Below are 23651 nucleotides of genomic sequence, written 5' to 3'. Positions count from 1 at the left end.
ACTCACCCTGGAGGCACCCATGCCGCTCCACGAAGGTCCCCAACAGGCCGCCGAACGCCGCCTGTCCGTCAATCCCTTCTACGGACCCGCCAACCCGCTCGGCGACATGGCCGAGGCCCCGCCCACGCACCGGCTCCCGGACCAGCCCATGGCCCCGACGACCGCCCACCAGCTGGTACGCGACGAGCTGATGCTCGACGGCAACGCCCGGCTGAACCTCGCCACCTTCGTCACCACCTGGATGGAACCCGAGGCCGGGATCCTGATGGCGGAGTGCCGCGACAAGAACATGATCGACAAGGACGAGTACCCGCGCACCGCCGAGCTGGAGCGGCGCTGCGTGGCGATGCTCGCCGACCTGTGGAACGCGCCCGACCCGGCGACCGCCGTGGGGTGTTCGACGACCGGGTCGAGCGAGGCGTGCATGCTCGCCGGGATGGCGCTGAAGCGGCGCTGGGCCCAGCGCAACGCCGACCGCTACCCCGGGGCGCGGCCCAACCTGGTGATGGGCGTGAACGTGCAGGTCTGCTGGGAGAAGTTCTGCAACTTCTGGGAGGTGGAGGCCCGGCTCGTGCCCATGGAGGGTGAACGGTTCCACCTGGATCCGCAGGCCGCGGCCGAGCTGTGCGACGAGAACACCATCGGGGTCGTCGGGATCCTGGGCTCCACGTTCGACGGCTCCTACGAGCCGATCGCGGACCTGTGCGCGGCGCTGGACGCGTTGCGGGAACGGACCGGGCTCGACATCCCCGTGCACGTCGACGGGGCGTCCGGGGCCATGGTCGCGCCCTTCCTCGACGAGGACCTGGTGTGGGACTTCCGGCTGCCGAGGGTGGCGTCGATCAACACCTCGGGGCACAAGTACGGGCTGGTCTACCCGGGTGTCGGCTGGGCGCTCTGGCGGGACGCGGAGGCGCTGCCGGAGGAGCTGGTGTTCCGGGTGAACTACCTGGGCGGCGACATGCCGACGTTCGCGCTGAACTTCTCCCGCCCGGGCGCGCAGGTCGTGGCGCAGTACTACACGTTCCTGCGGCTGGGCCGGCAGGGCTACCGGGCCGTGCAGCAGGCCGCGCGCGACGTGGCGACGGAGCTGGCCGGGCGGGTCGAGGCGCTCGGCGACTTCCACCTGCTGACCCGGGGCGACGAGCTTCCCGTGTTCGCCTTCACGACCGCGCCGGACGTGAAGGCCTACGACGTCTTCGACGTCTCCCGGCGACTGCGCGAGAGCGGCTGGCTGGTGCCCGCGTACACCTTCCCGGCCAACCGGGAGGACCTGTCCGTGCTGCGGGTGGTGTGCCGCAACGGCTTCTCCACCGACCTCGCGGAACTCCTCGCCCAGGACCTGGAACGCCTGCTCCCGGACCTACGCCGCCAGCCCCGCCCACTGACGGAGGACAGGGGCGCGGCGACCAGTTTCCACCACTAGCGGCTGCGCTGCGGCGGGGGCCTCGCCGGTCGGGGGCGGCGGGGGCTTCACCACCGGGTGCGGCGGACAGGCGGTCCGTACGTCGCCTGCCCGGGTCGGCGGCCCAACCACCCGCACCCCGCCGGCCCGGACCAGTTGCTCAGCCACCGGTCCCCACCTGCCGGGGCTAACGGCGCCACCGCCGGTGCCCCTGCCGGAGGGGGCGGGCAGGCCGCCGGTGTCCCGTTCGCCCGGGCCGGCGGCGCATACACCCAGACTCCGTTGGCCCGGACCAGCCGGCCTCAGCCGCACCTGCCCCACCTGCCGAGGCTAACGGTGCCACCGCCGGTGCCCCTGCCGGAGGGGGCGGGCAGGCCGCCGGTGTCCCGTTCGCCCGGGCCGGCGGCGCATACACCCAGACTCCGTTGGCCCGGACCAGCCGGCCTCAGCCGCCCCTGCTTGTCCCGCCCGGGCCGGGGGCCCGACCACCACCCGCGAGCCCGGGCCTGCCGGCTCAGCCGCCGGTCTCCCACCCACCCGCGAGCCCGGTCCAGTGGCTCAACCGCCGGTCCCCCGCCCGGCCCGCCGGAGCTAGCGGCTCAGTCGGGCGAACCTTCGTACCGCCAGTGGGAAGAACACCGCCAGCAGGGCCAGGGGCCACAGCACGGCCGGCCAGGTGTGGCCCGACTCCGTGCCGGGTACGCCGAACAGGGCCCGGACGGCCGTGGCCGTGTGGGACATCGGGTTCCACTCGACGACCGTGCCCAGCCAGCCGGGCATCGAGCCGGGGATGGCCAGGGCGTTGGACAGGAAGCCGACCGGCCAGACCAGGATCTGCACGGCCTGGACCATCTCGGGCTTGCCCGCCACCAGGGCCAGGTGGATGCCGATCCACAGCATGGCGAAGCGGAACAGGAGCAGCAGGCCCATCGCCCCGAGGAGGGCCGTCGGGCCGCCGCCGGGACGCCAGCCGAGCGCGGCGCCGACGCCGATGAGCACGATCAGGGCCAGTGCCGACTGGAGCATGTCGGCGGCGGAACGGCCGACCAGGACCGCCCCGTTGGCCATGGGCATCGAGCGGAAGCGGTCGATCACGCCCTTGTTGAGGTCCTGCGTGACGGCGAGCATCGTGCCCTCCAGCCCGAAGGCCATGGTGAGGGCGAGCATGCCGGGGATCAGATAGTCGCGGTAATCGCCGCTCACCCCCCGGCCGCCGCCGACCAGGTAGCCGAACATCAGCAGCAGCATCACCGGGAAGATCAGGTTGACGACGAGCTGGACGGGCTGCCGTCCCCAGCGGGCGAGTTCCCGGCGGGTCATGGTCCAGGAGTCGGTCAGGGCGTAGGCGGTCACGCGGCCTCCTTCACTCGGCGGTCGTCTCCGGTGAGGTGCAGGAACACCTCGTCCAGCGTCGGTCGGCGCAGCGCGACGTCCTCCGCCTCGATCCCGGCCTCCTCAAGGGCCCGTACGACCCCGGAGAGCGCCTCCATACGGTCGGTCACCGGCGCGCTCAGCAGGCGGCGGTCGGCGTCGACGCTGACCCCGGTGAGGGGCAACAGGGCGACGGCGGCTCCCAGTTGGCCGGCCTGCCGCAGGGTCACGTCGATGCGGTCGCCGCCGGTCTCGGCCTTCAGCTCGTCCGCCGTGCCCTCGGCGATGACCCGGCCGGCGTCGACGACCGAGATGCGGTCGGCGAGCTGATCGGCCTCCTCCAGGTACTGCGTGGTCAGCAGGACCGTCGTACCGCCGCCGACCAGGGAGCGGACGGACGCCCACACCTCGGCGCGGCCACGCGGGTCGAGGCCGGTGGTCGGCTCGTCCAGGAACAGCACCTCCGGCTCGGTGATCAGGGAGGCGGCCAGGTCCAGGCGGCGCCGCATGCCCCCGCTGTACTGCCGGACCGCCTTGCGGCCGGTGTCGGTCAGGTCGAAGCGCTCCAGGAGTTCCCCGGCACGCGCGCGTGCCCGCCTCGCTCCCAGGTGGTGCAGCCGGCCGAACAGCTCCAGGTTCTGCCGGCCGCCGAGCTCCTCGTCGAGCGCGGCGTGCTGCCCGAGCAGGCCGATGCGCAGCCGCACGGCGTACGCCTCGCGCACCACGTCGTGCCCGGCCACCTCGACCCGGCCCGCGTCGGGCCGCAGCAGGGTGGACAGGACCCTCACCAGGGTGGTCTTGCCGGCGCCGTTCGGGCCGAGCACTCCGTGCACCGTGCCCCGCGCGACCGTGAGGTCGAGCCCGTCGAGCGCCTTCTTGTCGCCGTACGTCTTCTCCGCGCCTTCGACGGTGATCGCCGTGTCGGCCACTGAGTCTCCCTCGCTAGTCAAACTTGACTACATGCTCAAACGTAAACCCGCTCGAGCCATTCGTCAAACTTGATTAGCGGGCGTCCCCGGGATGCCGCTCCCCCGTCGCGTACGGGTTCTCCTCGCCCTCGGCCAGGACACCGACGAACGGGTCGCCCTCGTCGGCGAAGGTGTAGGCGCCGCCCTCGATGCGCTCGATGAGACCGCGGGTCCACTCGGCCTCGGAGTCGGCCGTGTGGACCCACATGTTCATGATCTCGCCGATGTGCCCGAGCTGCCCGGGCCCCTCCTCGGGCACGTAGTGCTCCAGGACGGCGGCCCGCCACTGCTCGATCCGCAGGGTCCGCTCCTTCAGCAGCGCGACCGCCTCGGCCCGCGGCAGGTCGACGACGAAGCCGACGGCGGCCGTCTTCATGTCCCCGCGCTGGTCGTAGGTGACCAGCGCCTCCCGCAGCAGCCGGAAGTACTCCTCGGTGCCCTGCCCGGTGATCTCGTACTCCGTGCGCGGCGGGCCGCCGGCCGTGGACGGGGCGATCTCGTGCGCGTGCAGCAGCCCCTGCTTCGCCATCTGCTTCAGCGCGTGGTAGATCGAGCCGGGCTTGGCCGTGGACCACTCGTGCGCGCCCCAGTACTCCAGGTCGTTGCGCACCTGGTAGCCGTGGGCCCGCCCGTGCATACGGACCGCGCCGAGCACGAGAAGGCGGATCGTTGACATACGGCCAAGGCTATGCCTCGGCCGCCGCCCGCTGTTCCTCGGCCACCAGCTCGAAGGCGGTCCTGCCGTCCAGGGACTCGCGGACGATGTCGGCGTGACCGGCGTGCCGGGCCGTCTCGCGGATGAGGTGGAGGCAGAGCCAGCGGTGCGAGACCCGGCCGTCCGGCGGGAACCAGGGCTGCGCCGGCAGCGCGAAGGTGTCGTCGAGGCTCGGCACCGAGCGGATGTACGCCTCCGTCTCGGCGGCGACCTTCTCCCAGTACTCCAGCTGCGACTCGACCGTCTCACCCTCGACCAGCCGGAAGCACTCGTGCCAGTTGCTCTGGTCCCGTACGACGGCCGGCGGCTCGCCCTTGGCCAGGGAGATCCACATCTGCTCGACCTCGGCGACGTGCTTGACCAGTCCGGCGAGGGAGAGCTCACTGGCACTCGGCCGCGACGAGGCCTGCTTGTCCGTCAGCCCGAGCACCGCCCGGCGGACGCCGCCGCGCTGCTCGGCGATGAAGGACAGGAGCGCCCCGCGCTCGTCGCCGTGTGCCTCCGCCGGAACGTGAGTGACCATGACCGCCGCCTTTCGCCAGATCCGGGGGCCTTCCCCCCGACACCGACAAAGCTACGGACCCTTGCGGTCAGGTTCTGTCCGCAAGGGTCCCGGGGGCGCAGAGCTTCCTCGGAATGCCGAAAGCCGAAAGCCGGAAGCCGGAAGCCGGAAGCCTCCAGAACGGGATGCCGAAAGCTCCTAGAACGGGAACCCGCTCCGGCCGTGCTGCACCGAGATCCACTTGGTCGTGGTGAACGAGTCCAGCATCGTGTCGCCGTTGAGCCGGCCCAGGCCCGAGTGCTTCTCACCGCCGAAGGGGACGATCGGCTCGTCGTGGACGGTGCCGTCGTTCACATGGAACATGCCCGTGTCGATCTGCTTGGCGAACGCCACACCCCGCTCGATGTTCCCGGTGTGCACGGCGCCGCTCAGGCCGTACGGGGTGTCGTTGACGAGGCGTACGGCCTCCTCCTCGCCGTCGAACGGGACCAGGAACGCGACCGGCCCGAAGACCTCCTGCCGCAGCAGCGCCGAGTCGGCGGGGACGTCCGTCAGCACGGACGGCTCGACGAGGTTGTCGGTCCGCCCGCCGCGCACCAGGGCCGTGGCGCCCTCGGCGAGGGCCTGCTCGACCACGCCGGAGACGGCGTCCGCCTGCGAGGAGTTGATGACCGGGCCGATGACGGTCTCCGGGTCGCGCGGGTCGCCCGTCTTGAGGGTCTTGACCTTGGCGACGAACTTCTCGGTGAACTCGTCCGCCACCGACCGGTCCACGAGGACCCGGTTGGCGGCCATGCAGACCTGGCCCTGGTGGACGTACCGGCTGAAGACGGCCGCGTCGACGGCGTAGTCGATGTCTGCGTCGTCGAGGACCACCAGCGCGCTGTTGCCGCCCAGTTCGAGGACGGAGCGCTTGAACAACCGGGCGCAGACGGTCGCCACGTGCCGGCCGACGGCGTCGGAGCCGGTGAAGGAGATGACCTTGGGGACCGGGTGCTCGATGAAGGCGTCGCCGATCTCCGCGATGTCGGTGATGACGACGTTCAGCAGCCCGCCGGGCAGCCCCGCGTCCTCGAAGAGCTTCGCGACCAGGGAGCCGCCCACGATCGGGGTGTTCTGGTGCGGCTTGAGCACCACTGCGTTGCCGAGCGCGAGCGCCGGGGCGACGGACTTGATCGACAGCAGGAACGGGAAGTTGAAGGGGCTGATCACGCCCACGACGCCGACCGGCACGCGGTAGACGCGGTTCTCCTTGCCGTCGACCGGCGAGGGGATGATCCGGCCCTCGGGGGCCAGCGCCAGGTGGACCGCCTCGCGCAGGAACTCCTTGGCGAGGTGCAGCTCGAAGGCGGCCTTCAGGCGCGTGCCGCCGAGCTCGGCGATGATGGCCTCGGAGATCTCGGCCTCGCGCTCCTCGATCAGGCGCAGCGCCTTCTCGAAGACCGCCCGGCGGGCGTAGGGGTTGGTCGCGGCCCACTGCTTCTGGGCGCGGGCCGCCGCCCGGTACGCCTCATCGACCTCGTCGGCCGTGGCTATCGTGATCGACGCGAGCTTCTCGTCGTCGTACGGGTTGAAGTCGATGATGTCCCAGGAACCGGTGCCCGGGCGCCACTCACCGTCGATGTACTGCTGTGCAAGGTCGGTGAAGCAGGACGACGACAATGTGATCCCTCGATCCCTAAGCAGACCCCTGATCGCGACTTCACGATCTGATCACACGTCATCGTACTTGTGTTTCAGGCGAGTTGGAGGGGCCCTTCAGAAGAGCTCCCTTTCGGAAAAGCCGGACGGCTCCTTCAGGAGAGCTGGAGAAGTCCCCGCAGGAGGTCCCGGCTCTCCGAGGGGCCCGGGCTGTCGCTCTGGAGCTCCTTGAGCGCCTTCTCGTACTGGGCGACGTCCTCGGCCTTGTCCAGGTACAGCGCGCTGGTGAGCTGCTCCAGGTAGACGACGTCCGACAGGTCGGACTCCGGGAAGCTGAGGATCGTGAACGCGCCACTTTCGCCGGAGTGGCCGCCGAGGCTGAACGGCACCACCTGGAGGCGCACGTTGGGCCGCTCGGAGATCTCGATGAGGTGCTGGAGCTGGCCCCGCATCACCTCGCGGTCGCCGTACGGGCGGCGCAGGGCGGCCTCGTCCAGGATGATGTGGAAGTCGGGGGCGCGCTCGTCGACGAGGTACTTCTGCCGCTCCAGGCGCAGCGCGACGCGGCGTTCGACGTCGGCCTCGCTCGCGCCCTGCATGCCCCGCCGGACCACCGCGTGGGCGTACGCCTCGGTCTGCAGCAGTCCGTGCACGAACTGCACCTCGTACGCCCGGATCAGCGAGGCGGCGCCCTCCAGGCCGACGTAGGTCGGGAACCAGCTGGGCAGCACGTCCGAGTAACTGTGCCACCACCCGGCGACGTTGGCCTCCTTCGCCAGCGACAGCAGGGAGGCGCGTTCCTGTTCGTCCGTGATGCCGTACAGGGTGAGCAGGTCCTCGACGTCTCTGGTCTTGAAGCTCACCCGGCCCAACTCCATCCGGCTGATCTTCGACTCGGAGGCGCGGATCGAATAGCCCGCCGCCTCGCGCGTGATGCCCCGCGCCTCACGCAGTCGCCTGAGTTGTGATCCGAGCAGCATGCGCCGCACCACCGATCCCGGCTCTCCCGCGCTCACGTTCGCCAGCCTCCCCAACGTCTTCAGGGGCCGCAGTCTGCCACTAAAACACTCCGAGCAGTACTCGTCCGGTTACGGAAACGGAATCGAGACGGTCGACGCTCGTGCGCGGGAGCAAGAAGAAGGCAAGTGAACGGCCAAAGCCGGACGCGAAGATGACGGAAAAATTGACCAACAAGCGGTACGGGACATCGCATTCCGGTCACCTGCACGTGCATCTGCCCTTGCATCTGCTGTACGCATCCGAAACCATGGTCCCGCACCACCGCTGCATCGCACCGACCGCGAATTCCCGGGAGTGCCTCGCATGGGGACGAATGGATCGACCATGCTCGAGCCGTTACGGCAGGGCCTTCCGCCGCTGGATCCCGCGGCCGTGTCCGACGCCGCCTCCTGCGCTCTGCCCGCCCGCTACGAAGCGGTGCGCGAGGCACGGCAGTTCACCCGCAGAACCCTCGACCAGTGGGACATGGGCGAGCAGTTCGACGACGTCTGTCTGGTGGTCTCGGAACTCGTCACCAACGCGCTGCGGCACGGCCTTCCGGCGGGCAACGGCTGCGCCGGCGGCCGTGAAGCCGCCGTGCGGCTGCACCTGATGCGGTGGACCGAGCGACTGGTGTGCGCGGTGCGCGACCCCAGTCACGACAGCCCGGTCGCCCGGGAGACCGACGACTTCTCGGCCGAGTCGGGCCGCGGGCTCTTCCTCGTCGACTCCTTCAGCGACAGCTGGGGCTGGCATCCGCTCGCGGGCGCGCTCGACGGCAAGGTGGTCTGGGCGCTGTTCCGGCTGCCGAGGACCGGTGCACGGCCGGCCGGCGAATGAGAAACCGCGGCGCTTCCTCGCGCCGCGGTTCTACGCGCGTTACCGCGCGTTAAGTGTGGGTTACCCCGTTTTCTTCGGGGCCCGTCGGATCGTCAGCCGCCCACCAGGTGGTCGAACTCGCCGTCCTTCACACCCAGCAGCATCGCCTCGATCTCCGCACGGGTGTAGACCAGCGCGGGCCCGTCGGGGAAGCGCGAGTTGCGCACCGCCACGTCACCGCCCGGCAGCCGGGCGAACTCCACGCACGAGCCCTGCGAGTTGCTGTGCCGGCTCTTCTGCCAGGCCACACCGTGCAGCCCGGCGGCCGCCATACCGTTGTACACGTCGTGATCCACAGGTCGCTCCCCGGTGGTGCACTGGCTGGTGTGGCCATTGGTGCAGTGGTCAACTGACCCGGATCATAGCCCTGTTCATGTGCAGATGCATGGGCAGATGCACGTGCACGCGGGGTGCTCCCACGGTTACAGCTTTGACGACCGCTTTACCGACGCTCTCGACTGTTTGACGGCCCCGCCCCGCCTCCCGTTCCCGGTGGCCTGCGACGAAGTCGCCGGATTCGGGGAGGTCCGGTGGAGGCGGAGCATCCGCTCGGCGGCGGGGCGAGGGGGCCGCGGCGGAGAACCCGGAGCTGACGCACGGCTGTGCGAAGGACGTTCGACATGCCGACCCGCATCCGGAAGACGGCCGTGGCCCGCGAGGTCGGGGAGAAATAGGCCTGCCGCAGGAGGGCCGGGTCCCCCCGCCGAGCGGCCCCGTACTCGGACCATCGCCGGACGCACCCTAGACCGTCCGGCCCCGGACGACCCGCGCGGCACGCGTCGCGGACCACCCCGGACGACGACCGCCGCCCGGCACCCGACCGGCGTCCGGCCCGGCCTCGACGGCCCCTCGCCCCCCATGCCGAGGCCGTCTGCCGACGGTGGCCTCCGGCCCTGTCACGAAATGAGCAGGAGGTTCCCCACCCGTCAAGCGTGGGGAACCTCACCCGGTCCGGACCCGCTCAGCGGGTGGCGTACGGCAGCAGCGCCATCTCGCGCGCGTTCTTGATCGCCTTGGCCAGCTGCCGCTGCTGCTGGGACGACACCCGGGTGACCCGGCGGCTGCGGATCTTGCCGCGGTCGGAGATGAACTTCCGCAGCAGCTCGGTGTCCTTGTAGTCGATGTACGTGATCCCGGCCCGGTCCAGGGGGTTGGGCCGGTCCTTGGCGGGCTTGCGGTCGGGCTTGCGCGGCATGGGGGGTCAGACCTCCAGGAGGGTGTCGAAGGCGTGCGGCAGCCGCTGCCAGGCGTCGCGCCCGGCGGCGTACTCGGCGTCGGTCAACAGGCAGGACTCCAGCAGCCGCTCCAGGCCGTCCCGGTCGAGGCCGGGCGAGGTGAAGACGAGGTGCTGGCAGCGGTCGCCGTGCTCGGCGTCCCAGTCCAGAGCGGCGGCGGCCCGGCGCACCGGCGGGACCATCTCCCAGGCCGCGTCCGGCAGGGAGGCCAGCCAGGGGCCCGCGCTCTCCACGCACAGGGCCCCGCCCGCCGCGTCCCAGTGGAAGAGCGTGTCGGGCTTGTCGGCGAGCCAGAAGCGGCCGCGGCTGCGGGCGGCAGCGCAGGTCAGGTCCTCCAGTGCGGCGTACAGCCGCTCCGGGTGGAAGGGGCGGCGCCGGTTCCAGACCAGCGTGGAGACGCCGTGCGCGTCGGCCTCGGCGGGCAGCAGGGCGCAGGCCGGGTGCTGGGCGGCGGCGGCCGCCTCGACGTCGAAGCCGGACAGGGCGGCCCGGGCCAGCGGGGAGAGCGGGCGCAGGCGCGGGGTCGGGGCCGTCAGGCCGTCGTCGACCCGGGCCTCGGAGTCCGCCTGATCGATGGGGACCTGGCGGGCCGTCGGGTGCAGCTGCGCCAGCAGCTCGCGGTCCTCGTCGTCGGCCTCCGGGGAAGCGGCGACCGCGAGGACGGGGGCGTACTCCAGCTGGCGCGCGAAGGTGTCGGCGACCGTGCGCTGGTCGGTGGCGGCCGCGGCGAGACCGCCGTCGGCCAGGTCGTCGCCGTTGCCGAGGAACGGCAGGACCAGGGCCGGGTCGACGGCGGTGATCACGCCGGTGACGGTGAGACCGCCGGCCGTCACGACCTCGGCCATGGCCTTGGGCTCGACCGAGTCCCACAGCTCGACGACGGCGAGCCGGGTGCCGCCGGCGTCCCGCAGCCGCTCCAGCTCCGGCACCAGGTCCTCGCGCAGGGCGCAGCACGCGCAGTCGTTGACCAGCGGCGTCTCCCCCGCGTCGAGGATGCCGGAGGCGTCCCTGATGGTCCGTACGACCGTGCCCGCGGCGGCCGTCGCCAGGTCGTGGTGGAGGACGACACTGCCGGGGACGTCGGCGAGCAGCCGCGCGACGGCCGCCCTGCGGGCGTCGGCGTGCAGCCCGCCGACGATCACGACGGGAAGAGCGGGAGGGACAGCCACGGGATCAGCCCTTCTTTCCGTACCGGCGCTCGAAGCGCTCCACGCGGCCGGCGGTGTCCAGGACGCGTGCCGTGCCGGTGTAGAAGGGGTGGCTGACGTCGGAGATCTCGACATCGACGACCGGGTAGGTGTTTCCGTCCTCCCACTCGATCGTCTTCTCGCCCGCCGTGGCGGAGAGGGTCGAGCGGGTGAGGAAGGCGTAGTTCGCGGCACGGTCGCGGAAGACGACGGGGCCGTACTCCGGGTGGATTCCCTGGCGCATGGTCAGCGCTCCTCTCGGAAGTCGACGTGGCGGCCGGCGACCGGATCGAACTTGCGCAGGGTCATGCGGTCCGGGTCGTTGCGGCGGTTCTTGCGGGTCACGTAGGTGAAGCCGGTCCCGGCGGTGGACCGGAGCTTGATGACCGGACGGAGTTCGTTGCGTGCCATGCCGCTATGATACTGAAAATGACATCCATTTCCACTGTCTGAGCAGAGAGGTACGTCACCACCCATGTCCGCGCACTGCATGCTGACCGGCACCCGGCCGGGCTTCGGCAACCGCATCTCGCACTCCCATCGGCGCACGTCGCGCCGGTTCGACCCCAACATCCAGTCCAAGCGCTACTGGCTGCCGAGCGAGGGCCGGCACGTACGGCTCCGGCTCAGCACCAAGGGGATCAAGACCGTCGACACGATCGGGATCGAGGCGGCCGTCGCCCGGATCCGCGCCCGGGGAGTGAGGGTCTGATGGCCAAGAAGAGCAAGATCGCGAAGAACGACAGGCGCCAGGAGGTCGTCGCGCGGTACGCCGCCCGGCGTGCCGAACTGAAGGAGATCATCCGGCGGCCGTCGTCGACGGAGGCCGAACGGCTCGCCGCACAGGCGGAGCTGCGCAGGCAGCCGCGCGACGCGAGCGCCACGCGCGTGCGCAACCGTGACGGTGTCGACGGGCGGCCGCGCGGCTACTTCCGGGCGTTCGGGCTGTCCCGGGTGAATCTGCGGGAGCAGGCCCACGCGGGGTATCTGCCCGGGGTGCGCAAGTCGTCCTGGTGAGGGGCGGCTGTCGTGCCGGTGCGAGGCGACCGTCGTCCGGTGCCAGGCGGCTGTCGTGCCGGTGCGAGGCGACCGTCGTCCGGTGCCAGGCGGCTGTCGTGCCGGTGCGAGGCGACCGTCGTCCGGTGCCAGGCGGCTGTCGTGCTGGTGAGAAGCGGCGGTCGTCCTGGTGCGAGGCGGCCGTCGGCCTGTGCCGGGCGACCGCCGTCCGGTGCCAGGCAACCGTCGTCCCGGTGCGAGGCGGCCGTCGTCCGGTGCCAGGCAACCGTCGTCCCGCTGCGAAGCGGCCGCCGTCCGGTGCCAGGCGACCCCCGGGGCCCTTGACGGGCCCTGGTAGCTTGCTGCGATCGTTCCGGCCAGGAGGCCGGCCGGTGCCGTCCGGGCCGGTCGGCCGGCTACAGCTTGGGGGCTTGCAGTGACTTCGGTGATCTTCTCGCGCCGCTCCGGCGCCGTGCGCGTCGCGGCGGCGGCCGCGGGGCTGGCGGGCGTGCTCGTGCTGAGCGCGTGCAGCAGCGACGACGGTTCGGGCGACGACTCGGCCTCCAGCGCGTCCCCGTCCGCCTCGGCGTCCGCCGGCGCGGGCGACTCCGGGTCCGGGTCCGGTTCCGCGGACTCGGCCGGTGGCGAGCTCGCGGGCAGCTGGCTCGCGACGACCGACGGCAAGGCCGTGGCCCTGGTGATCACCGGCAAGCAGGCCGCGCTGTTCGGCACCGGCGGGAGCGTGTGCAGCGGCACGGCGGACGAGGAGTCCGGGATGCACATGATCCGCCTGAAGTGCACGGACGGCTCCAAGGACCGGGCGACCGGCATGGTCGACTCCGTGAACGGGAGCAGCCTGAAGGTCACCTGGGAGGGCGGCCTCGGCGCGGAGACCTACCGCAAGACCGAGGGCGGCAAGCTCCCGACGGGCCTGCCGACGGCGAGCCTCGGCTGACACCCGACGGCGCACGAAAGGGCCGCGGATCGCCTGAGGGCACCGCGGCCCTTCCGGCGTTCGGGGAGTCCCCCGGGGCCGAGGAACACGTCCGGCGTCCGGGGAGTCAGCTCGGACAGAGTGGCCCGTCGGCAGCCGGGGAACGACCGCAAACCAATGGCCCGTCCGCGTCCGAGGCGCCCCAAGGCCCAAGGGCCCGCCCGGCGTTCAGGGAACCACCAAGCCCAGACGCCCGTCGACGTACAAGGAACCACCACGAGCCCAAAAAGGCCCTCCGCGCCCGAGGCGCCACCGGCCCTCAAGGGCCCGTCCGGCGTTCGGGGGAATCGTGGGGGGTGCGTGCCCCCGCGGCAGTCGCGTGCGTGATGATCCAGGGGCCCGATGCCGCTTTCGTTCGACACGTCCAGAGGACCTCATGCGCACCTACCCCCTCACCCTGGCCGCCGCCCTCGCCGCGACGGTCCTGCTGACCGGCTGCAGCGACGACAAGTCCGGTGGCGACGACGTCAAGAACGCGGACCGGCCGAGCGACTCGGCCTGTGCCCTCGGTGACATGGGTGTGGAGGTCGGCGCCGGTGCCGCCCCGGCCGCGGGGGACACCGGCAACGTCACCGTCACGCTCACCAACAAGGGCGCCCAGTGCACGCTGAAGGGCTTCCCCGGCGTGGACCTGCTGGCCGACGACAAGACGACCTCCGTCTCCCCGGACGAGGGCGCGAAGGCCCAGTCACTGACCCTCGGCAAGGGCGGCACCACGTCCTTCACGATCACCTACGTCCGGGGCGAGGCGGGCTCCCCGGAGAGCCTCGACGTGCGCAAGGCGTCCTTCACCCTGCCCGGCGACACCAGGACGGCGCACGAACTGACGTGGTCGTACGGCGCGGTCGCCTTGGCGGACGACCAGAAGCCCTCGGTGAGCGGTTTCGAGACGTCGGGCGACTGACGGCAGGTCAGCGCAGCGGCGGCCGCCGCCGGACCTGGGCCCGGTCCGCCGCCTGCGCGCCCTCCGTCCAGCCCGCCGCGTCCCGCACCCCGCGCAGCCGCGTCGTGGTCGTCTCCGGGAACATCCGGTCCAGCCGCCCCGTGACGGCGACCTCGCGGGAGGCGAGCACCGGGAGCAGATCGGCGGTCACCTGGGTTTCGGCGGCCGCGGCCAGGCGGGTGCCGATGCGGTGGGCGTAGGCCGCGAGGAACGACTGCCGGAACGTCTTGGTGCGCTTGCGGCCGCCCGCCCGCTGTACGGCCTCCGCCTTCGTCATCGCGGTCGTGGCCTGCACCAGGAGTGAGGTGTAGAGGAGTTCGACCGCCTCCAGGTCGGTTTCGAAGCCGACGACGGTCGAGAAGCCGAGGGGTTCGTTCCACACCGCGCGGCAGTGGTTGGCGCCGGCGACGGCGTCCAGCAGCACCGCCTTGGCCTGCTCGTACGGCGGCTCGACCCCGATCCGGCACGCCCCGGGCGTGTCCGGGGAGGGCGCCCGGGCCGCGAGCAGCGCCTCGTCGACGCTGTGCCGGGCCATCAGCTCCTGCGCCTTGGCGCTGAGCGCCTCCGCCTCCTCCGGGAACCCGGTGGCCTCGGCCTTGGCCAGCAGGGCGCGGATGCGGGTGAGCATGCGGGACTCGGTCCGTGCCTCCCCGGGCGCCTCCTCCACGGCCTCCAGGGAGGGCAGCCGCAGCAGCAGGCGGTACAGCTCCAGCACGGCGGTGGCGTACGAGAAGCGGTCGGTGCGGGGCGGGGCGTCGGCGGGCAGTTCCGCGAGCTGCGCGTTCCAACGGCGCCCCCGGGGTCCGTCGCCGGGTGCCTGCGCGCGGATCAGCGCGGCCACGAGGAGTACGTGGACGTCGTCCAGCTCGCGCCGCACGATCCGTACGACGTCGGCGGGCTGCCAGCCCCGTCGCCAGGCCGCCGCGACGAACTCCTCCCCACGCCGGTCGAGTTCGGCGTCCGCCGCCGGATCGGAGGCAAGCAGGGACGCGCCGGTGTCGAGGGCCGTTTCTCCGGTGTCGTAGAGGGCCGCTTCGAACGCGCGGTCGACGGTGGTGGACGTACTCACGGGCCGATGGTGCCACGCCGGCCCGCCCGGACCGACTTCGCCCGGCACGCCCGGACCGACTTCGCCTGGTACGCCCGGACCGACTTCGCCTGGTACGCCCGGCACCATCGGGCCGACCTCGCCGGCACGGGAGACCCGTAGGCCCGCTTCCGGATGCGGCCCTGCCGTGGCCGCCGGTTCCGTACGTCTCACTCCTCGGAATTCGCTCGCCCCCGCGCGGTGGGCCTTCGAGCATGGCCCGCATGGTGGACATGTCTTTGTACGCGGCGTTCCTCGTCGCCGCCTTCGCGCTCTGCGTCACCCCCGGCCCCGACATGATGTTCATCGTGGCGATGGGCGAGCGGGGTGGGCCCGCCGCCGGGGTGATGGCCGCGTTCGGGGTGGCGTGCGCGATGCTCGTGCACTCGGTCGCGGCGGCCCTGGGTCTGTCGGCCCTGTTCACGGCGTTGCCGACGCTGTACCACGTGCTGCGCTGGGCGGGCGCGGCGTATCTGCTCTATCTGGCGTTGAAGGCGTTCCGCGACCGGTCGGTGCCGGGTGAGGAGGAGAGCGGGGCGGTGGGGCCGGGGATGCGCCGGGCGTTCTGGCAGGGCGCGATCACCAACCTGCTGAACCCCAAGGTGATCCTCTTCAACGTGGCGTTCCTGCCGCAGTTCGTTGACCCCTCGCTCGGCCACGTCCAGGGCCAGTTGCTGCTGCTCGGCGTCACGCTCGTGGTGATGGGCTTCCTGTGGGACGGCGGCGTGGGCCTGGCCTCGGGGCGGCTGTCCCTGTTCCTGCGGCGCAGTGCGCGAGTGAACCGCTGGCTGAACATCGTCTCCGGGACGGTCTTCACCGGGCTCGCGGTGCGTCTGGTGGCGACCTCGCCGAAGTAGCCGCGCGCAGGTATCGACTCCGGTTGCCGCCTTGGAGGGAACTGTCAACTCGCGGTTGACACCCATAGGGGGGCAACCTACGGTTGACGCATGACGAACCCCGACACCGCGTCATCCATCCGTCTCGACGACCTCATCGCGGCCATCAAGAAGGTCCACGAGGAGCCGCTGGACCAGCTGCAGGACGCGGTGATCGCCGCGGACCACCTGGGCGACGTGGCCGACCACCTGATCGGCCACTTCGTCGACCAGGCCCGGCGCTCCGGCGCGTCCTGGACCGACATCGGCAAGTCCATGGGCGTCACCCGGCAGGCCGCCCAGAAGCGGTTCGTGCCGAAGGAGTCGGCCGACCTCGACCCGAGCCAGGGCTTCAGCCGCTACACCCTGCCCGCCCGGAACGTGGTCATGACCGCCCACAGCGAGTCCAAGGCCGCGCGCAACGCCGAGGGCGTGCCCGAGCACCTCGTCCTCGGACTGCTGGCCGAGCCCGAGGGCCTCGCCGCCAAGGCGATCGTCGCGCAGGGCGTGCCGCTCGACACGGTCCGCGAGGCGGCGACGGCGGCGCTCCCGCCCGCCGTTGACGAGGTCCCCGAGCTGGTGCCCTACGGCCAGGCCGCCAAGAAGGTCCTGGAGCTCACCTTCCGCGAGGCCCTGCGCCTCGGCCACAACTACATCGGCACCGAGCACATCCTGCTCGCCCTGCTGGAGCACGAGAACGGCGAGGGTGTCCTCAGCGGCCTCGGCATCGGCAAGGAGCAGACCGAGCGGTACGTCGCGGCGGTGCTGGAGAAGATCGTGCAGGCGCAGCAGGAGGTGCTGGACGAGTCCTGACGGCGGCCTGCGCCGGCGGGGCGTTGTCAGACCCCCCTGTCACACTCGCAGCATGGCCGACCGGTGGGCACTCGTTCCGGCCGAGGACGGTGGCGTGGACGTCGCCCCCCTCGGTCCGGACGGGCTGCCCACCGGCCCGGTGCTGCGGGAGGCCGATCCCGCCGAAGCCGTCCGGAGCCGCCCCGGTGTCACGCGCTGGGTGTGGCGGTCCACCGCCGAGATCTACCCGCGTCTGCTCGCCGCGGGGGTGCGAGCCGAGCGGTGCTACGACATCGAGGCCGCCGAGACCCTCCTCCTCGGCCACGAGGGGCGGTACGGGGAGCCGCGCTCGGCCGCGGCCGCCCTGGCCCGGCTGCGCGGCGGCCCCGTGCCCCCCGATCCACCGCAGCGCTCCGCCGAACCGGGCTCCCAGTCCTCGCTGTTCGAGCCCCGGGGCGTCCACGTGCCCCTCCCGGACCTCCTCGCGGTCTACGCCGAGCAGCAGCGGCGGCACGCGAGCGCCGAGCACCCCGACCGCATGCGGCTGCTGACGGCCGCCGAGTCGGCGGGCATGCTGGTGGCCGCCGAGCTGAACCGCACCGGGCTGCCCTGGAGCGCCGAGGTGCACCGCGCGCTGCTGCACGACCTGCTGGGCGAGCGGTACGCGGGCGGTGGCGAGCCGCGGCGCCTCGCCGAGCTGGCCGACGAGGTGTCCGCCGCGTTCGGCAGACGCGTCCGCCCCGATCTGCCCGCCGACGTGGTCAAGGCCTTCTCGCAGGCCGGCATCAAGATCTCCTCGACCCGCAAGTGGGAGATCGAGACGATCGACCATCCGGCCGTGAAACCACTGCTGGAATACAAGAAGCTGTACCGCATCTGGGTCGCCCACGGCTGGTCCTGGCTCCAGGACTGGGTCCGCGAGGGCCGCTTCCGGCCGGAGTTCCTCGCCGGCGGGACGGTCACCGGGCGCTGGGTCACCAACGGCGGAGGCGGGCTCCAGATCCCCAAGGTGATCCGGCGGGCCGTGGTCGCCGACCCCGGCTGGCGGCTTGTCGTCGCCGACGCCGACCAGATGGAGCCGCGCGTCCTCGCGGCGATCTCCCGCGATCCCGGCCTGATGGAGGTGGCCGGCCGGGAGACCGACCTGTACCAGTCCGTCTCCGACCGCGCCTTCTCCGGCGACCGCTCCCAGGCCAAACTCGCCGTGCTCGGCGCGGTCTACGGCCAGACCTCCGGCGACGGCCTGAAGAACCTCGCCGCGCTGCGCCGCCGTTTCCCCAGGGCGGTGGCGTACGTCGACGACGCGGCCCGGGCCGGTGAGGAGGGCCGGCTCGTACGGACCTGGCTCGGCCGGACCTGCCCGCCGGCGGCCCGGGGGACGGACGACGCGAGCGAGGAGGCGGGCATCCCGGTGGCCGCCGTGGGTTCCGGCTCCGGGGGTGGCTCCGGCTCCGGCTCCGGCTCCGGCTCCGGCTCCGGCTCCGGCTCCGGCTCCGGCTCCGGGGGTGGCTACGGCTCTGGCTCTGGCTCCGGTTCCGGGGAGGACGATCAGTCGGACGGCGGGCAGTGGGTGCCCGGGTACGCCTCCACCAACGCCCGCGCCCGAGGCCGCTTCGCCCGCAACTTCGTCGTCCAGGGCAGCGCCGCCGACTGGGCGCTGCTCCTGCTCGCCGCGCTGCGCAGGACCTGCGCGGAGCTGGCGGCCGAGCTGGTCTTCTTCCAGCACGACGAGGTGATCGTGCACTGCCCCGAGGAGGAGACGGAGGCGGTCGTGGCGGCGATCCGCGAGGCGGCGGACCTGGCCGGCCGGCTGACCTTCGGGGACACACCGGTGCGGTTCCCGTTCACGACGGCGGTGGTGGAGTGCTACGCGGACGCCAAGTGATCAGACGGGACGCGCGAGGACGCCAGGTGATCAGACGGTACGCGCCAGGAGCTCACGCAGCTCCCTGATCACCGCCTGCTCGTCCGTGCCCTCCAGTGCCGCCAGCGCGGAGCCCCACTCCTCGCGCGCCTCGCCGATGTGCCCCCGCTCGCGCAGCAGCAGCCCGTGCTGGTGGCGGGCGAGAGCGCCGGTGTAGTGGTCGGCGCGGGCGTCGGCCCGGCCGAGCAGCTCGGCGCACTCGCGGGCGGCCCGCCCGTCGCGCCCCAGCAGACGCAGGGCCCGGACCAGGCCGAGCCGGGTCCGGGACTCGCCGTGCCAGTCACCGTGCCCGCCGAGGATGCGCAGACTCTCCTCGAAGTGCGGCAGCGCGGCGGCCGGTTGGCCGAGCCGCAGATGCGCGTACCCGATGTCGCGGTGCGCGGAGTGCCGCACGATCACGGCGCCGAGCTCGTCCCCGAGGGCGAGCGAACGCCGGTGCCGCTCGATGGCGGCCCGCGGGTCGGTGTGCTCGACGAGGTTGCCGAGGTGGCTGTGGGTGACGGCTTCGCCGTACGGGTCGTCCAGCCGCCGTGCGTACTCCAGGCTCCGCTCCAGTGCTTCACCCGCCTCGGTGCGCCGGTGGAGCCCGTCCAGCAGCAGTCCGCGGTTGTCGAGGCAGCGGCGGATCCAGGAGGTGTGGTCCAGCCGCCGCCAGATGGCGAGCGCGCTGTCGTTGAGGGCGAGAGCGTCGCTCTGCCGCCCGGTCAGGAAGTGCAGCCCGGCGAGGTCCACCAGCGCATAGGCCTCCGCCGCCGCGTCACCGAGCCGCCGGGCCACCCGCAGGCCGGTCTCCCCCAGCACTTCCATCTCGGCGATGCGCCCCCGCCGATGGGCGTACGGGAAGATCAGCCGGGCGAGCGTGGACACCAGGCCCGCGCGTTGCTCCGAGGGGTCGTCGGCGTACCGCGCCGCCAGGGCGACGACGTTCTCCAGCTCTCTGTCCCCCCAGGCGAAGGCCTCTTCGGCACCGGTGAAGGGGGCGACGGTGTCGACGTGGGCCGCATGGCCGCCCGGTTGGCTCGGGGTGGGGCGGCGGCGGTCGTCCCGGTCGGGGCCGGGTTCCACGATCGCGGCGAGGACGCGCTCGGCGACGGCGGCGTACCAGTGCAGCGCGGTCTCGGCACTGCCGGCGGTGTCCTGCTCCCCGGCCCGCTCACGGGCGAAGTCGCGGACCAGGTCGTGCGGTGCGTAGCGGCCGTAGGCCGTCTCCTGAAGCAGGGCCACGTCGAGGAGGCGGTCCAAGGCGGCCTCGGTGCGCTGCTCGTCCGTGCCCGCGAGTCGGGCGAGCAGGGGGGCGCCGTACGTGGGCAGGTCGAGCGCGCCGATACGGCGCAGGGTGCGGGCCGCGTCCCGGTCGGCCTCGCGCCCGGAGGCGGCGAGCGCGTCGTGCGCGACGGCAAGCGAGCGGCGGACGCTCAGGTCGTCGTACTCCAGGTGGTGCAACCGGATGTCGGCGGCGGCGAGTTGTCCTGCGAGGGCGTCGGGCGTCAGGGCCCGGCGGGCGGCGAGCCGCGCGGCGACGACCCGCAGGGCCAGCGGGAGCCGGCCGGTGAGGCCGACGAGGAGCCGGGCGGCGTCCGTACCGTCCAGGCCGTCGCGGCCCGAGGCCCTGCGCAGGAGTTCGGCACTCTCGTCGTCCGACAGCGGGGCGAGCGGGAACCGGGCCGCGCCGTCGAGGGCGGTCAGCGGCGAACGGCTGGTGACGATCACCCCGCAACCGGCACCGCCCGGCAGCAGCGGCCGTACCTGCGCGGCACTCGCGGCGTCGTCCAGCACCAGGAGCGTGCGGGTCGGCGCGAGCAGCGAACGCAGCAACGCGGCCGCGGCCTCCGGCTCTTCGGGGATCCGGCAGGGCTCGGTGCCGAGGTCACGCAGCAGGGAGGTGAGGGCCTGGGCAGGGGTGAGGGGGGTCATGCCCTCAGTGGCGCCGTGCAGGCCGAGGTGGAGCTGACCATCGGGGAAACGTTCCGCCAGCTGATGGGCGACGTGCAGCGCGAGGGCGCTCTTCCCCACACCGGCCATGCCGCTGATGACGGCGATGGGGTACGGATCGGGTGCGGTGAGCGTGCGGTGCAGGGCGTCACGTACGGCGGTACGGCCGATGAAGTGGGTCGGGGGTGGTGGCAGTTGGGCGGGGAAGGGATTCGGCCTGCCCGGTTCGCCCGAGCCCTTCGAGTCCCTCGAACCCGCGGAGTCCCCCTTGGAGCCCCCTTCGGAGTCCCCATGGGCGTCCCCATGGGGGCCTTCTTTCGAGCTTCCTTCGCCCACGGCACCCCGCAGCACCTCCAGGTGTGCCTCCCGGACCCCGGGCCCGGGCTCGATGCCGAGCCGGCCGACGAGACGGGTGCGCAGTTCGCGGTGGACGGTCAGGGCCTCGGCCTGGCGGCCGGTGCGGTGCAGCGCGAGCATCAGCTGCCGGTGGTACACCTCCCGCAGCGGATACTCGCCGGTCAGCGCCGCCAGCTCCGGCACCAGCTCGTGCAGCCTCGGCCCTCCCAGCGCCAACTCGGCGTCGTAGCGACACTCCAGAACCAGCAGCCGGGCCTCGTTCAGCCGCTGCGCGAAGGCGTACCCGCCCACCTCGGGCGGCATCCCGGCGAGCGGCGCGCCCCGCCACAGGGCGAGCGCGCCGGAGCACTCGCGCACGACCCGCCGCCAGTCCCGGGCGGTGTGCGCGGCACGCGCCTGAGTGACATGGGCGTCGAAGACATGGACGTCCAGCTCGCCCTCGTCGATCCGCAGTACGTACCCGGACGGCACGGTGCGCAGCCGTCCGGGATCGTCGAGCAGCCGCCGCAACCGGGCGATGTGATTGTGCAGCGAGGCCTGGGCGGACACGGGCGGCTCCCCGCCCCACAGCGCGTCCTTGAGCGCCTCGACGGAGACGGCCCGTCCTGCGTCGAGCAGCAACGCGGCGAGCAGCACACGGGACTTGGGGCTCGCGATGGCCCGGGCAGCGTCCCAGCCCACTCCCCGGTCGCCGGCCCGGCCGTCCGCGCTGGCTTCGTCGAACAACACTGGCGGCCCCAGCAATCCGAACCGCATGCCCCCGTGCCCCCACCGTTCCGAATAGCCACCCCCGGGCAGCGGTTTTCCGCCACCTCGCCGTCACTGGTTCCACCGGGACCTGCCGCTGCCCTGGCCGTCCTCGATCTTGGTTCAGTGACTTCCAGCCAATCGGGAGACGACTCAACGGCGAACCGTTGGCCATATGTTAGCGATCGGTTGGCAAAGTCTGATGTGATCACTACATCGGATCTGGCCCGGGGGCGCGCGCGTCTGGACGCGCAACTCGGGGGAGTGTCGCCGCCGCGGCCGGATCCGGGTCCCGGTCGGCGGAGGTGATCGGCCGGGGCCCCCTCACGGCGTCAGATGACGGGCGGCCGCCCCAGCCGGGTGAGCCGCCACACCGTCCGCCACCGCATGGGCCGCCGCTCCCCCGCCGACTCCCGTACGCCTTCCACGAATCCGCCGAACCACGCCCGCAGTCCGGCACCCGACCGGTTCCGGGCGAGGGTGAGCAACACCCACACGCCCAGGTGGACGGGGACGAGCGCGAGCGGCAGCCGGCGGCGGGCCAGCCAGACCCGATTGCGGGCGTTCACCCGGAAGTAGATGGCGTGCCGGGCGGGCGAGGTCTTCGGATGCCGGAGCAGCAGCTGCGGGGCGTACAGGATCCGCCACCCGGCATCCACGGCGCGCCATGCGAGGTCGGTCTCCTCGTGCGCGAAGAAGAACTCGGCGGGCCAGTCGCCGACTTCGTCGAGCATCGTCATCCGCAGCGCGTGCCCGCCGCCGAGGAATCCGGTGACGTAACCGCCGCGGAGGGGGTCCGAGTTGCCGATCCGGGGCACGTGCCGCTGCTGCGTCTCACCGAGTTCGTCGGCGATGCGGAAGCCGACGATGCCGAGCCGCTCGTCGGCGGCGTACAGGTCCCGCACGCGGCGCAGCACATCGGGGTCGACGAGCAGACCGTCGTCGTCCAAATCCACCACCACGTCGATGTCACCGAACTCCCGCAGCCGTGCCAGCGCCGCGTTGCGCCCGCCGGGGCAGCCGAGGTTCTCGTCGAGCTCGACGGCGGTGACCTCGCCGGGCAGCGACAGCCGCCGGGCGAAGTCGGGCAGAGGGCAGCCGTTGCCTACGACGACGATCCGCTCGGGCGGCACGTCCTGCTTGGCCACGGACTCCAGCAGGGCGTCGACCTCGTCGGGCCGGTTGCCCATCGTCACCACGGCGACGGCGATGCGGGGCGCCCCCATGTCCTCACCTCATCCGGTCGGCAACTGGCGGGTTGACGGGCGATGCTAGCCGTTCACGGTGGGGACGCCTTGAGTCCGCCTGCCGGACGGCGGTTCTCCTACGCCGTTCAGTGCAGGCGGTACCCGACCGGAGCGGGCACAGGATGTCGGGTGCGGCGGGGCACGCGCTGCCTAGCGTGAAGGCACGAAAGGAAGGAGACCGGACGTGCTGGACCGGCTCAACCAGGCGATGGACCGGATCGAACGGAACCTCGCCCACACCGTGGACGTGGCGGAACTGGCGCGTACGGCGTGCACCTCGGAGTACCACCTGCGCCGTATGTTCTCGGCCCTGTCAGGCATGCCCCTGTCGGAGTACATCCGACGCCGGCGGCTGACGGTCGCGGGCGCGGAGGTGCTGTCGGGCGACGCGACGCTGCTGGAGATCGCGGTCCGCTACGGCTACGGCTCGGGCGAGGCGTTCGCGCGGGCGTTCCGCACGATGCACGGCGTGGGCCCGGGCGAGGCCCGGCGTACCGGCGCCGCGCTCGTCTCCCAGCCCCGGTTGGCCTTCCGCCTCACCGTAGAAGGGAACAGCAGCATGCACTACCGCGTCGTGGACCGCCCGGCCTTCACCGTCACGGGCTTCAAGACCCGGACCCCCCTGATCCACTCCGGCCCGAACCAGGCGATCATCGACTTCGTCCGGGGCCTGGACAAGACTGCCGTGGAGGCCCTGGAGAAACTGTCCGACCAGGAGCCGCGGGGCGTCGTCGCGGTCTGCGACGACCTGGACCCGAGCCGCGCGGAGGGCACGGAACTCGACTACTACCAGGCCGTGATCACCTCGTCCCCGACCCCGGCGGGAGCCCCCGAGGGCACCACCGCCCTCCCGGT

Annotated in this window: 25 protein-coding genes; 11 read left to right on the top strand and 14 right to left on the bottom strand. The window is 72.4% G+C overall.

The window, feature by feature from the left end:
- The first annotated feature begins 19 nt into the window (after positions 1-19).
- A complete protein-coding gene (locus K4G64_RS23595) occupies positions 20-1426 on the top strand; it encodes a glutamate decarboxylase (protein WP_221758017.1) in 1407 nt (468 codons plus the stop codon).
- A gap of 570 nt (positions 1427-1996) precedes the next feature.
- On the opposite strand, the gene K4G64_RS23590 is transcribed toward K4G64_RS23595, so the two are convergent.
- The 6 genes from K4G64_RS23590 to K4G64_RS23565 form a co-directional block, all read right to left on the bottom strand.
- Positions 1997-2758, bottom strand: a complete 762-nt coding sequence (locus K4G64_RS23590; protein ID WP_221758016.1) for an ABC transporter permease — start codon at positions 2756-2758, stop codon at positions 1997-1999.
- A complete protein-coding gene (locus tag K4G64_RS23585; protein WP_221758015.1) occupies positions 2755-3705 on the bottom strand; it encodes an ATP-binding cassette domain-containing protein in 951 nt (316 codons plus the stop codon). Before K4G64_RS23585 ends, K4G64_RS23590 begins: the two co-directional genes overlap by 4 nt.
- 73 nt (positions 3706-3778) lie before the next feature.
- Complete coding sequence (locus K4G64_RS23580; RefSeq protein ID WP_221758014.1) at positions 3779-4420, bottom strand: PadR family transcriptional regulator; 642 nt, start codon at positions 4418-4420, stop codon at positions 3779-3781.
- A 10-nt stretch (positions 4421-4430) separates the two neighbouring features.
- A complete protein-coding gene (locus tag K4G64_RS23575) occupies positions 4431-4982 on the bottom strand; it encodes a DinB family protein (RefSeq protein WP_221758013.1) in 552 nt (183 codons plus the stop codon).
- A gap of 177 nt (positions 4983-5159) precedes the next feature.
- Positions 5160-6623 (bottom strand): aldehyde dehydrogenase family protein, encoded by a 1464-nt coding sequence (locus K4G64_RS23570; protein WP_221758012.1) that lies wholly within the window; start codon positions 6621-6623, stop codon positions 5160-5162.
- A gap of 134 nt (positions 6624-6757) precedes the next feature.
- On the bottom strand, positions 6758-7582 hold the full coding sequence (locus K4G64_RS23565) for a helix-turn-helix transcriptional regulator (protein WP_051715698.1): 825 nt from the start codon (positions 7580-7582) through the stop codon (positions 6758-6760).
- A gap of 343 nt (positions 7583-7925) precedes the next feature.
- On the opposite strand from K4G64_RS23565, the gene K4G64_RS23560 reads away from it, so the two are divergent.
- Complete coding sequence (locus tag K4G64_RS23560; protein ID WP_221758011.1) at positions 7926-8441, top strand: ATP-binding protein; 516 nt, start codon at positions 7926-7928, stop codon at positions 8439-8441.
- A gap of 92 nt (positions 8442-8533) precedes the next feature.
- Here K4G64_RS23560 and K4G64_RS23555 read toward each other — a convergent pair whose 3' ends face one another.
- The 5 genes from K4G64_RS23555 to rpmG all read right to left on the bottom strand — a co-directional run bounded on the left by K4G64_RS23555 (position 8534) and on the right by rpmG (position 11313).
- The gene (locus tag K4G64_RS23555; RefSeq protein WP_045296613.1) at positions 8534-8752 is read right to left on the bottom strand and encodes a DUF397 domain-containing protein; all 219 of its coding nucleotides are present in this window, start codon (positions 8750-8752) and stop codon (positions 8534-8536) included.
- 689 nt (positions 8753-9441) lie between these two features.
- On the bottom strand, positions 9442-9675 hold the full coding sequence (gene rpsR / locus K4G64_RS23550; RefSeq protein WP_221758010.1) for a 30S ribosomal protein S18: 234 nt from the start codon (positions 9673-9675) through the stop codon (positions 9442-9444).
- A 6-nt stretch (positions 9676-9681) separates the two neighbouring features.
- Positions 9682-10884 carry a GTP-binding protein gene (locus K4G64_RS23545; RefSeq protein WP_221758009.1) on the bottom strand — a complete coding sequence of 401 codons (1203 nt, stop codon included), beginning with the start codon at positions 10882-10884 and terminating at the stop codon, positions 9682-9684.
- A 4-nt stretch (positions 10885-10888) separates the two neighbouring features.
- A complete protein-coding gene (locus tag K4G64_RS23540; protein WP_221758008.1) occupies positions 10889-11146 on the bottom strand; it encodes a type B 50S ribosomal protein L31 in 258 nt (85 codons plus the stop codon).
- Positions 11147-11148: 2 nt separating this feature from the next.
- The gene (gene rpmG, locus K4G64_RS23535) at positions 11149-11313 is read right to left on the bottom strand and encodes a 50S ribosomal protein L33 (protein ID WP_030846000.1); all 165 of its coding nucleotides are present in this window, start codon (positions 11311-11313) and stop codon (positions 11149-11151) included.
- A gap of 64 nt (positions 11314-11377) precedes the next feature.
- Between rpmG and rpmB the strand changes: the two genes are divergently transcribed.
- The 4 genes from rpmB to K4G64_RS23515 all read left to right on the top strand — a co-directional run bounded on the left by rpmB (position 11378) and on the right by K4G64_RS23515 (position 13796).
- The gene (gene rpmB, locus K4G64_RS23530) at positions 11378-11614 is read left to right on the top strand and encodes a 50S ribosomal protein L28 (protein WP_185012382.1); all 237 of its coding nucleotides are present in this window, start codon (positions 11378-11380) and stop codon (positions 11612-11614) included.
- Complete coding sequence (rpsN, locus tag K4G64_RS23525; RefSeq protein ID WP_184909465.1) at positions 11614-11919, top strand: 30S ribosomal protein S14; 306 nt, start codon at positions 11614-11616, stop codon at positions 11917-11919. The genes rpmB and rpsN overlap by 1 nt, the downstream gene beginning before the upstream one ends.
- Before the next feature lie 424 nt (positions 11920-12343).
- A complete protein-coding gene (locus tag K4G64_RS23520) occupies positions 12344-12853 on the top strand; it encodes a hypothetical protein (RefSeq protein WP_308122470.1) in 510 nt (169 codons plus the stop codon).
- Positions 12854-13268: 415 nt separating this feature from the next.
- On the top strand, positions 13269-13796 hold the full coding sequence (locus K4G64_RS23515; protein ID WP_221758007.1) for a DUF4232 domain-containing protein: 528 nt from the start codon (positions 13269-13271) through the stop codon (positions 13794-13796).
- Between the two features lie 7 nt (positions 13797-13803).
- On the opposite strand, the gene K4G64_RS23510 is transcribed toward K4G64_RS23515, so the two are convergent.
- Positions 13804-14904 (bottom strand): DUF2786 domain-containing protein, encoded by a 1101-nt coding sequence (locus K4G64_RS23510; protein WP_221758006.1) that lies wholly within the window; start codon positions 14902-14904, stop codon positions 13804-13806.
- A gap of 6 nt (positions 14905-14910) precedes the next feature.
- On the opposite strand from K4G64_RS23510, the gene K4G64_RS40410 reads away from it, so the two are divergent.
- The 4 genes from K4G64_RS40410 (at position 14911) to K4G64_RS23495 (ending at position 18474) form a co-directional block, all read left to right on the top strand.
- Positions 14911-15045 (top strand): hypothetical protein, encoded by a 135-nt coding sequence (locus tag K4G64_RS40410; protein ID WP_260460859.1) that lies wholly within the window; start codon positions 14911-14913, stop codon positions 15043-15045.
- Between the two features lie 101 nt (positions 15046-15146).
- A complete protein-coding gene (locus K4G64_RS23505) occupies positions 15147-15779 on the top strand; it encodes a LysE family translocator (RefSeq protein WP_221758005.1) in 633 nt (210 codons plus the stop codon).
- 90 nt (positions 15780-15869) lie between these two features.
- Positions 15870-16610: a Clp protease N-terminal domain-containing protein gene (locus K4G64_RS23500; RefSeq protein WP_221758004.1), complete on the top strand. Its 741-nt coding sequence runs from the start codon at positions 15870-15872 to the stop codon at positions 16608-16610.
- A gap of 52 nt (positions 16611-16662) precedes the next feature.
- Entirely contained in the window at positions 16663-18474 is a 1812-nt protein-coding gene (locus K4G64_RS23495; protein ID WP_221758003.1) for a bifunctional 3'-5' exonuclease/DNA polymerase, read from the top strand.
- 30 nt (positions 18475-18504) lie between these two features.
- On the opposite strand, the gene K4G64_RS23490 is transcribed toward K4G64_RS23495, so the two are convergent.
- On the bottom strand, positions 18505-21558 hold the full coding sequence (locus K4G64_RS23490) for an AfsR/SARP family transcriptional regulator (RefSeq protein ID WP_221758002.1): 3054 nt from the start codon (positions 21556-21558) through the stop codon (positions 18505-18507).
- A 323-nt stretch (positions 21559-21881) separates the two neighbouring features.
- Complete coding sequence (locus K4G64_RS23485; RefSeq protein ID WP_221758001.1) at positions 21882-22775, bottom strand: glycosyltransferase family 2 protein; 894 nt, start codon at positions 22773-22775, stop codon at positions 21882-21884.
- A gap of 205 nt (positions 22776-22980) precedes the next feature.
- Here K4G64_RS23485 and K4G64_RS23480 point away from each other — a divergent pair.
- Positions 22981-23651, top strand: a 671-nt coding sequence (locus tag K4G64_RS23480; RefSeq protein WP_221758000.1) for an AraC family transcriptional regulator, incomplete at its 3' end; no start/stop codon positions are given.

The sequence above is a fragment of the Streptomyces sp. WAC04114 genome (genome assembly GCF_019733245.1).
In the GTDB taxonomy this organism is placed as follows: domain Bacteria; phylum Actinomycetota; class Actinomycetes; order Streptomycetales; family Streptomycetaceae; genus Streptomyces; species Streptomyces massasporeus_A.
This window is presented reverse-complemented; position numbering and strand designations above follow the sequence as displayed.

Excerpts from the sequence above, each read along its gene's own strand:
- K4G64_RS23595 (WP_221758017.1), top strand. The coding sequence starts at position 20 with ATGCCGCTCCACGAAGGTCCCCAACAGGCCGCCGAACGCCGCCTGTCC.
- K4G64_RS23580 (WP_221758014.1), bottom strand. The coding sequence starts at position 4,420 with ATGTCAACGATCCGCCTTCTCGTGCTCGGCGCGGTCCGTATGCACGGG.
- K4G64_RS23575 (WP_221758013.1), bottom strand. The coding sequence starts at position 4,982 with ATGGTCACTCACGTTCCGGCGGAGGCACACGGCGACGAGCGCGGGGCG.
- K4G64_RS23565 (WP_051715698.1), bottom strand. The coding sequence starts at position 7,582 with ATGCTGCTCGGATCACAACTCAGGCGACTGCGTGAGGCGCGGGGCATC.
- K4G64_RS23560 (WP_221758011.1), top strand. The coding sequence starts at position 7,926 with ATGGGGACGAATGGATCGACCATGCTCGAGCCGTTACGGCAGGGCCTT.
- K4G64_RS23555 (WP_045296613.1), bottom strand. The coding sequence starts at position 8,752 with ATGGCGGCCGCCGGGCTGCACGGTGTGGCCTGGCAGAAGAGCCGGCAC.
- rpsR (WP_221758010.1), bottom strand. The coding sequence starts at position 9,675 with ATGCCGCGCAAGCCCGACCGCAAGCCCGCCAAGGACCGGCCCAACCCC.
- K4G64_RS23540 (WP_221758008.1), bottom strand. The coding sequence starts at position 11,146 with ATGCGCCAGGGAATCCACCCGGAGTACGGCCCCGTCGTCTTCCGCGAC.
- rpmG (WP_030846000.1), bottom strand. The coding sequence starts at position 11,313 with ATGGCACGCAACGAACTCCGTCCGGTCATCAAGCTCCGGTCCACCGCC.
- rpmB (WP_185012382.1), top strand. The coding sequence starts at position 11,378 with ATGTCCGCGCACTGCATGCTGACCGGCACCCGGCCGGGCTTCGGCAAC.
- rpsN (WP_184909465.1), top strand. The coding sequence starts at position 11,614 with ATGGCCAAGAAGAGCAAGATCGCGAAGAACGACAGGCGCCAGGAGGTC.
- K4G64_RS23515 (WP_221758007.1), top strand. The coding sequence starts at position 13,269 with ATGCGCACCTACCCCCTCACCCTGGCCGCCGCCCTCGCCGCGACGGTC.
- K4G64_RS40410 (WP_260460859.1), top strand. The coding sequence starts at position 14,911 with ATGGTGCCACGCCGGCCCGCCCGGACCGACTTCGCCCGGCACGCCCGG.
- K4G64_RS23505 (WP_221758005.1), top strand. The coding sequence starts at position 15,147 with ATGGTGGACATGTCTTTGTACGCGGCGTTCCTCGTCGCCGCCTTCGCG.
- K4G64_RS23500 (WP_221758004.1), top strand. The coding sequence starts at position 15,870 with ATGACGAACCCCGACACCGCGTCATCCATCCGTCTCGACGACCTCATC.
- K4G64_RS23495 (WP_221758003.1), top strand. The coding sequence starts at position 16,663 with ATGGCCGACCGGTGGGCACTCGTTCCGGCCGAGGACGGTGGCGTGGAC.
- K4G64_RS23490 (WP_221758002.1), bottom strand. The coding sequence starts at position 21,558 with ATGCGGTTCGGATTGCTGGGGCCGCCAGTGTTGTTCGACGAAGCCAGC.
- K4G64_RS23485 (WP_221758001.1), bottom strand. The coding sequence starts at position 22,775 with ATGGGGGCGCCCCGCATCGCCGTCGCCGTGGTGACGATGGGCAACCGG.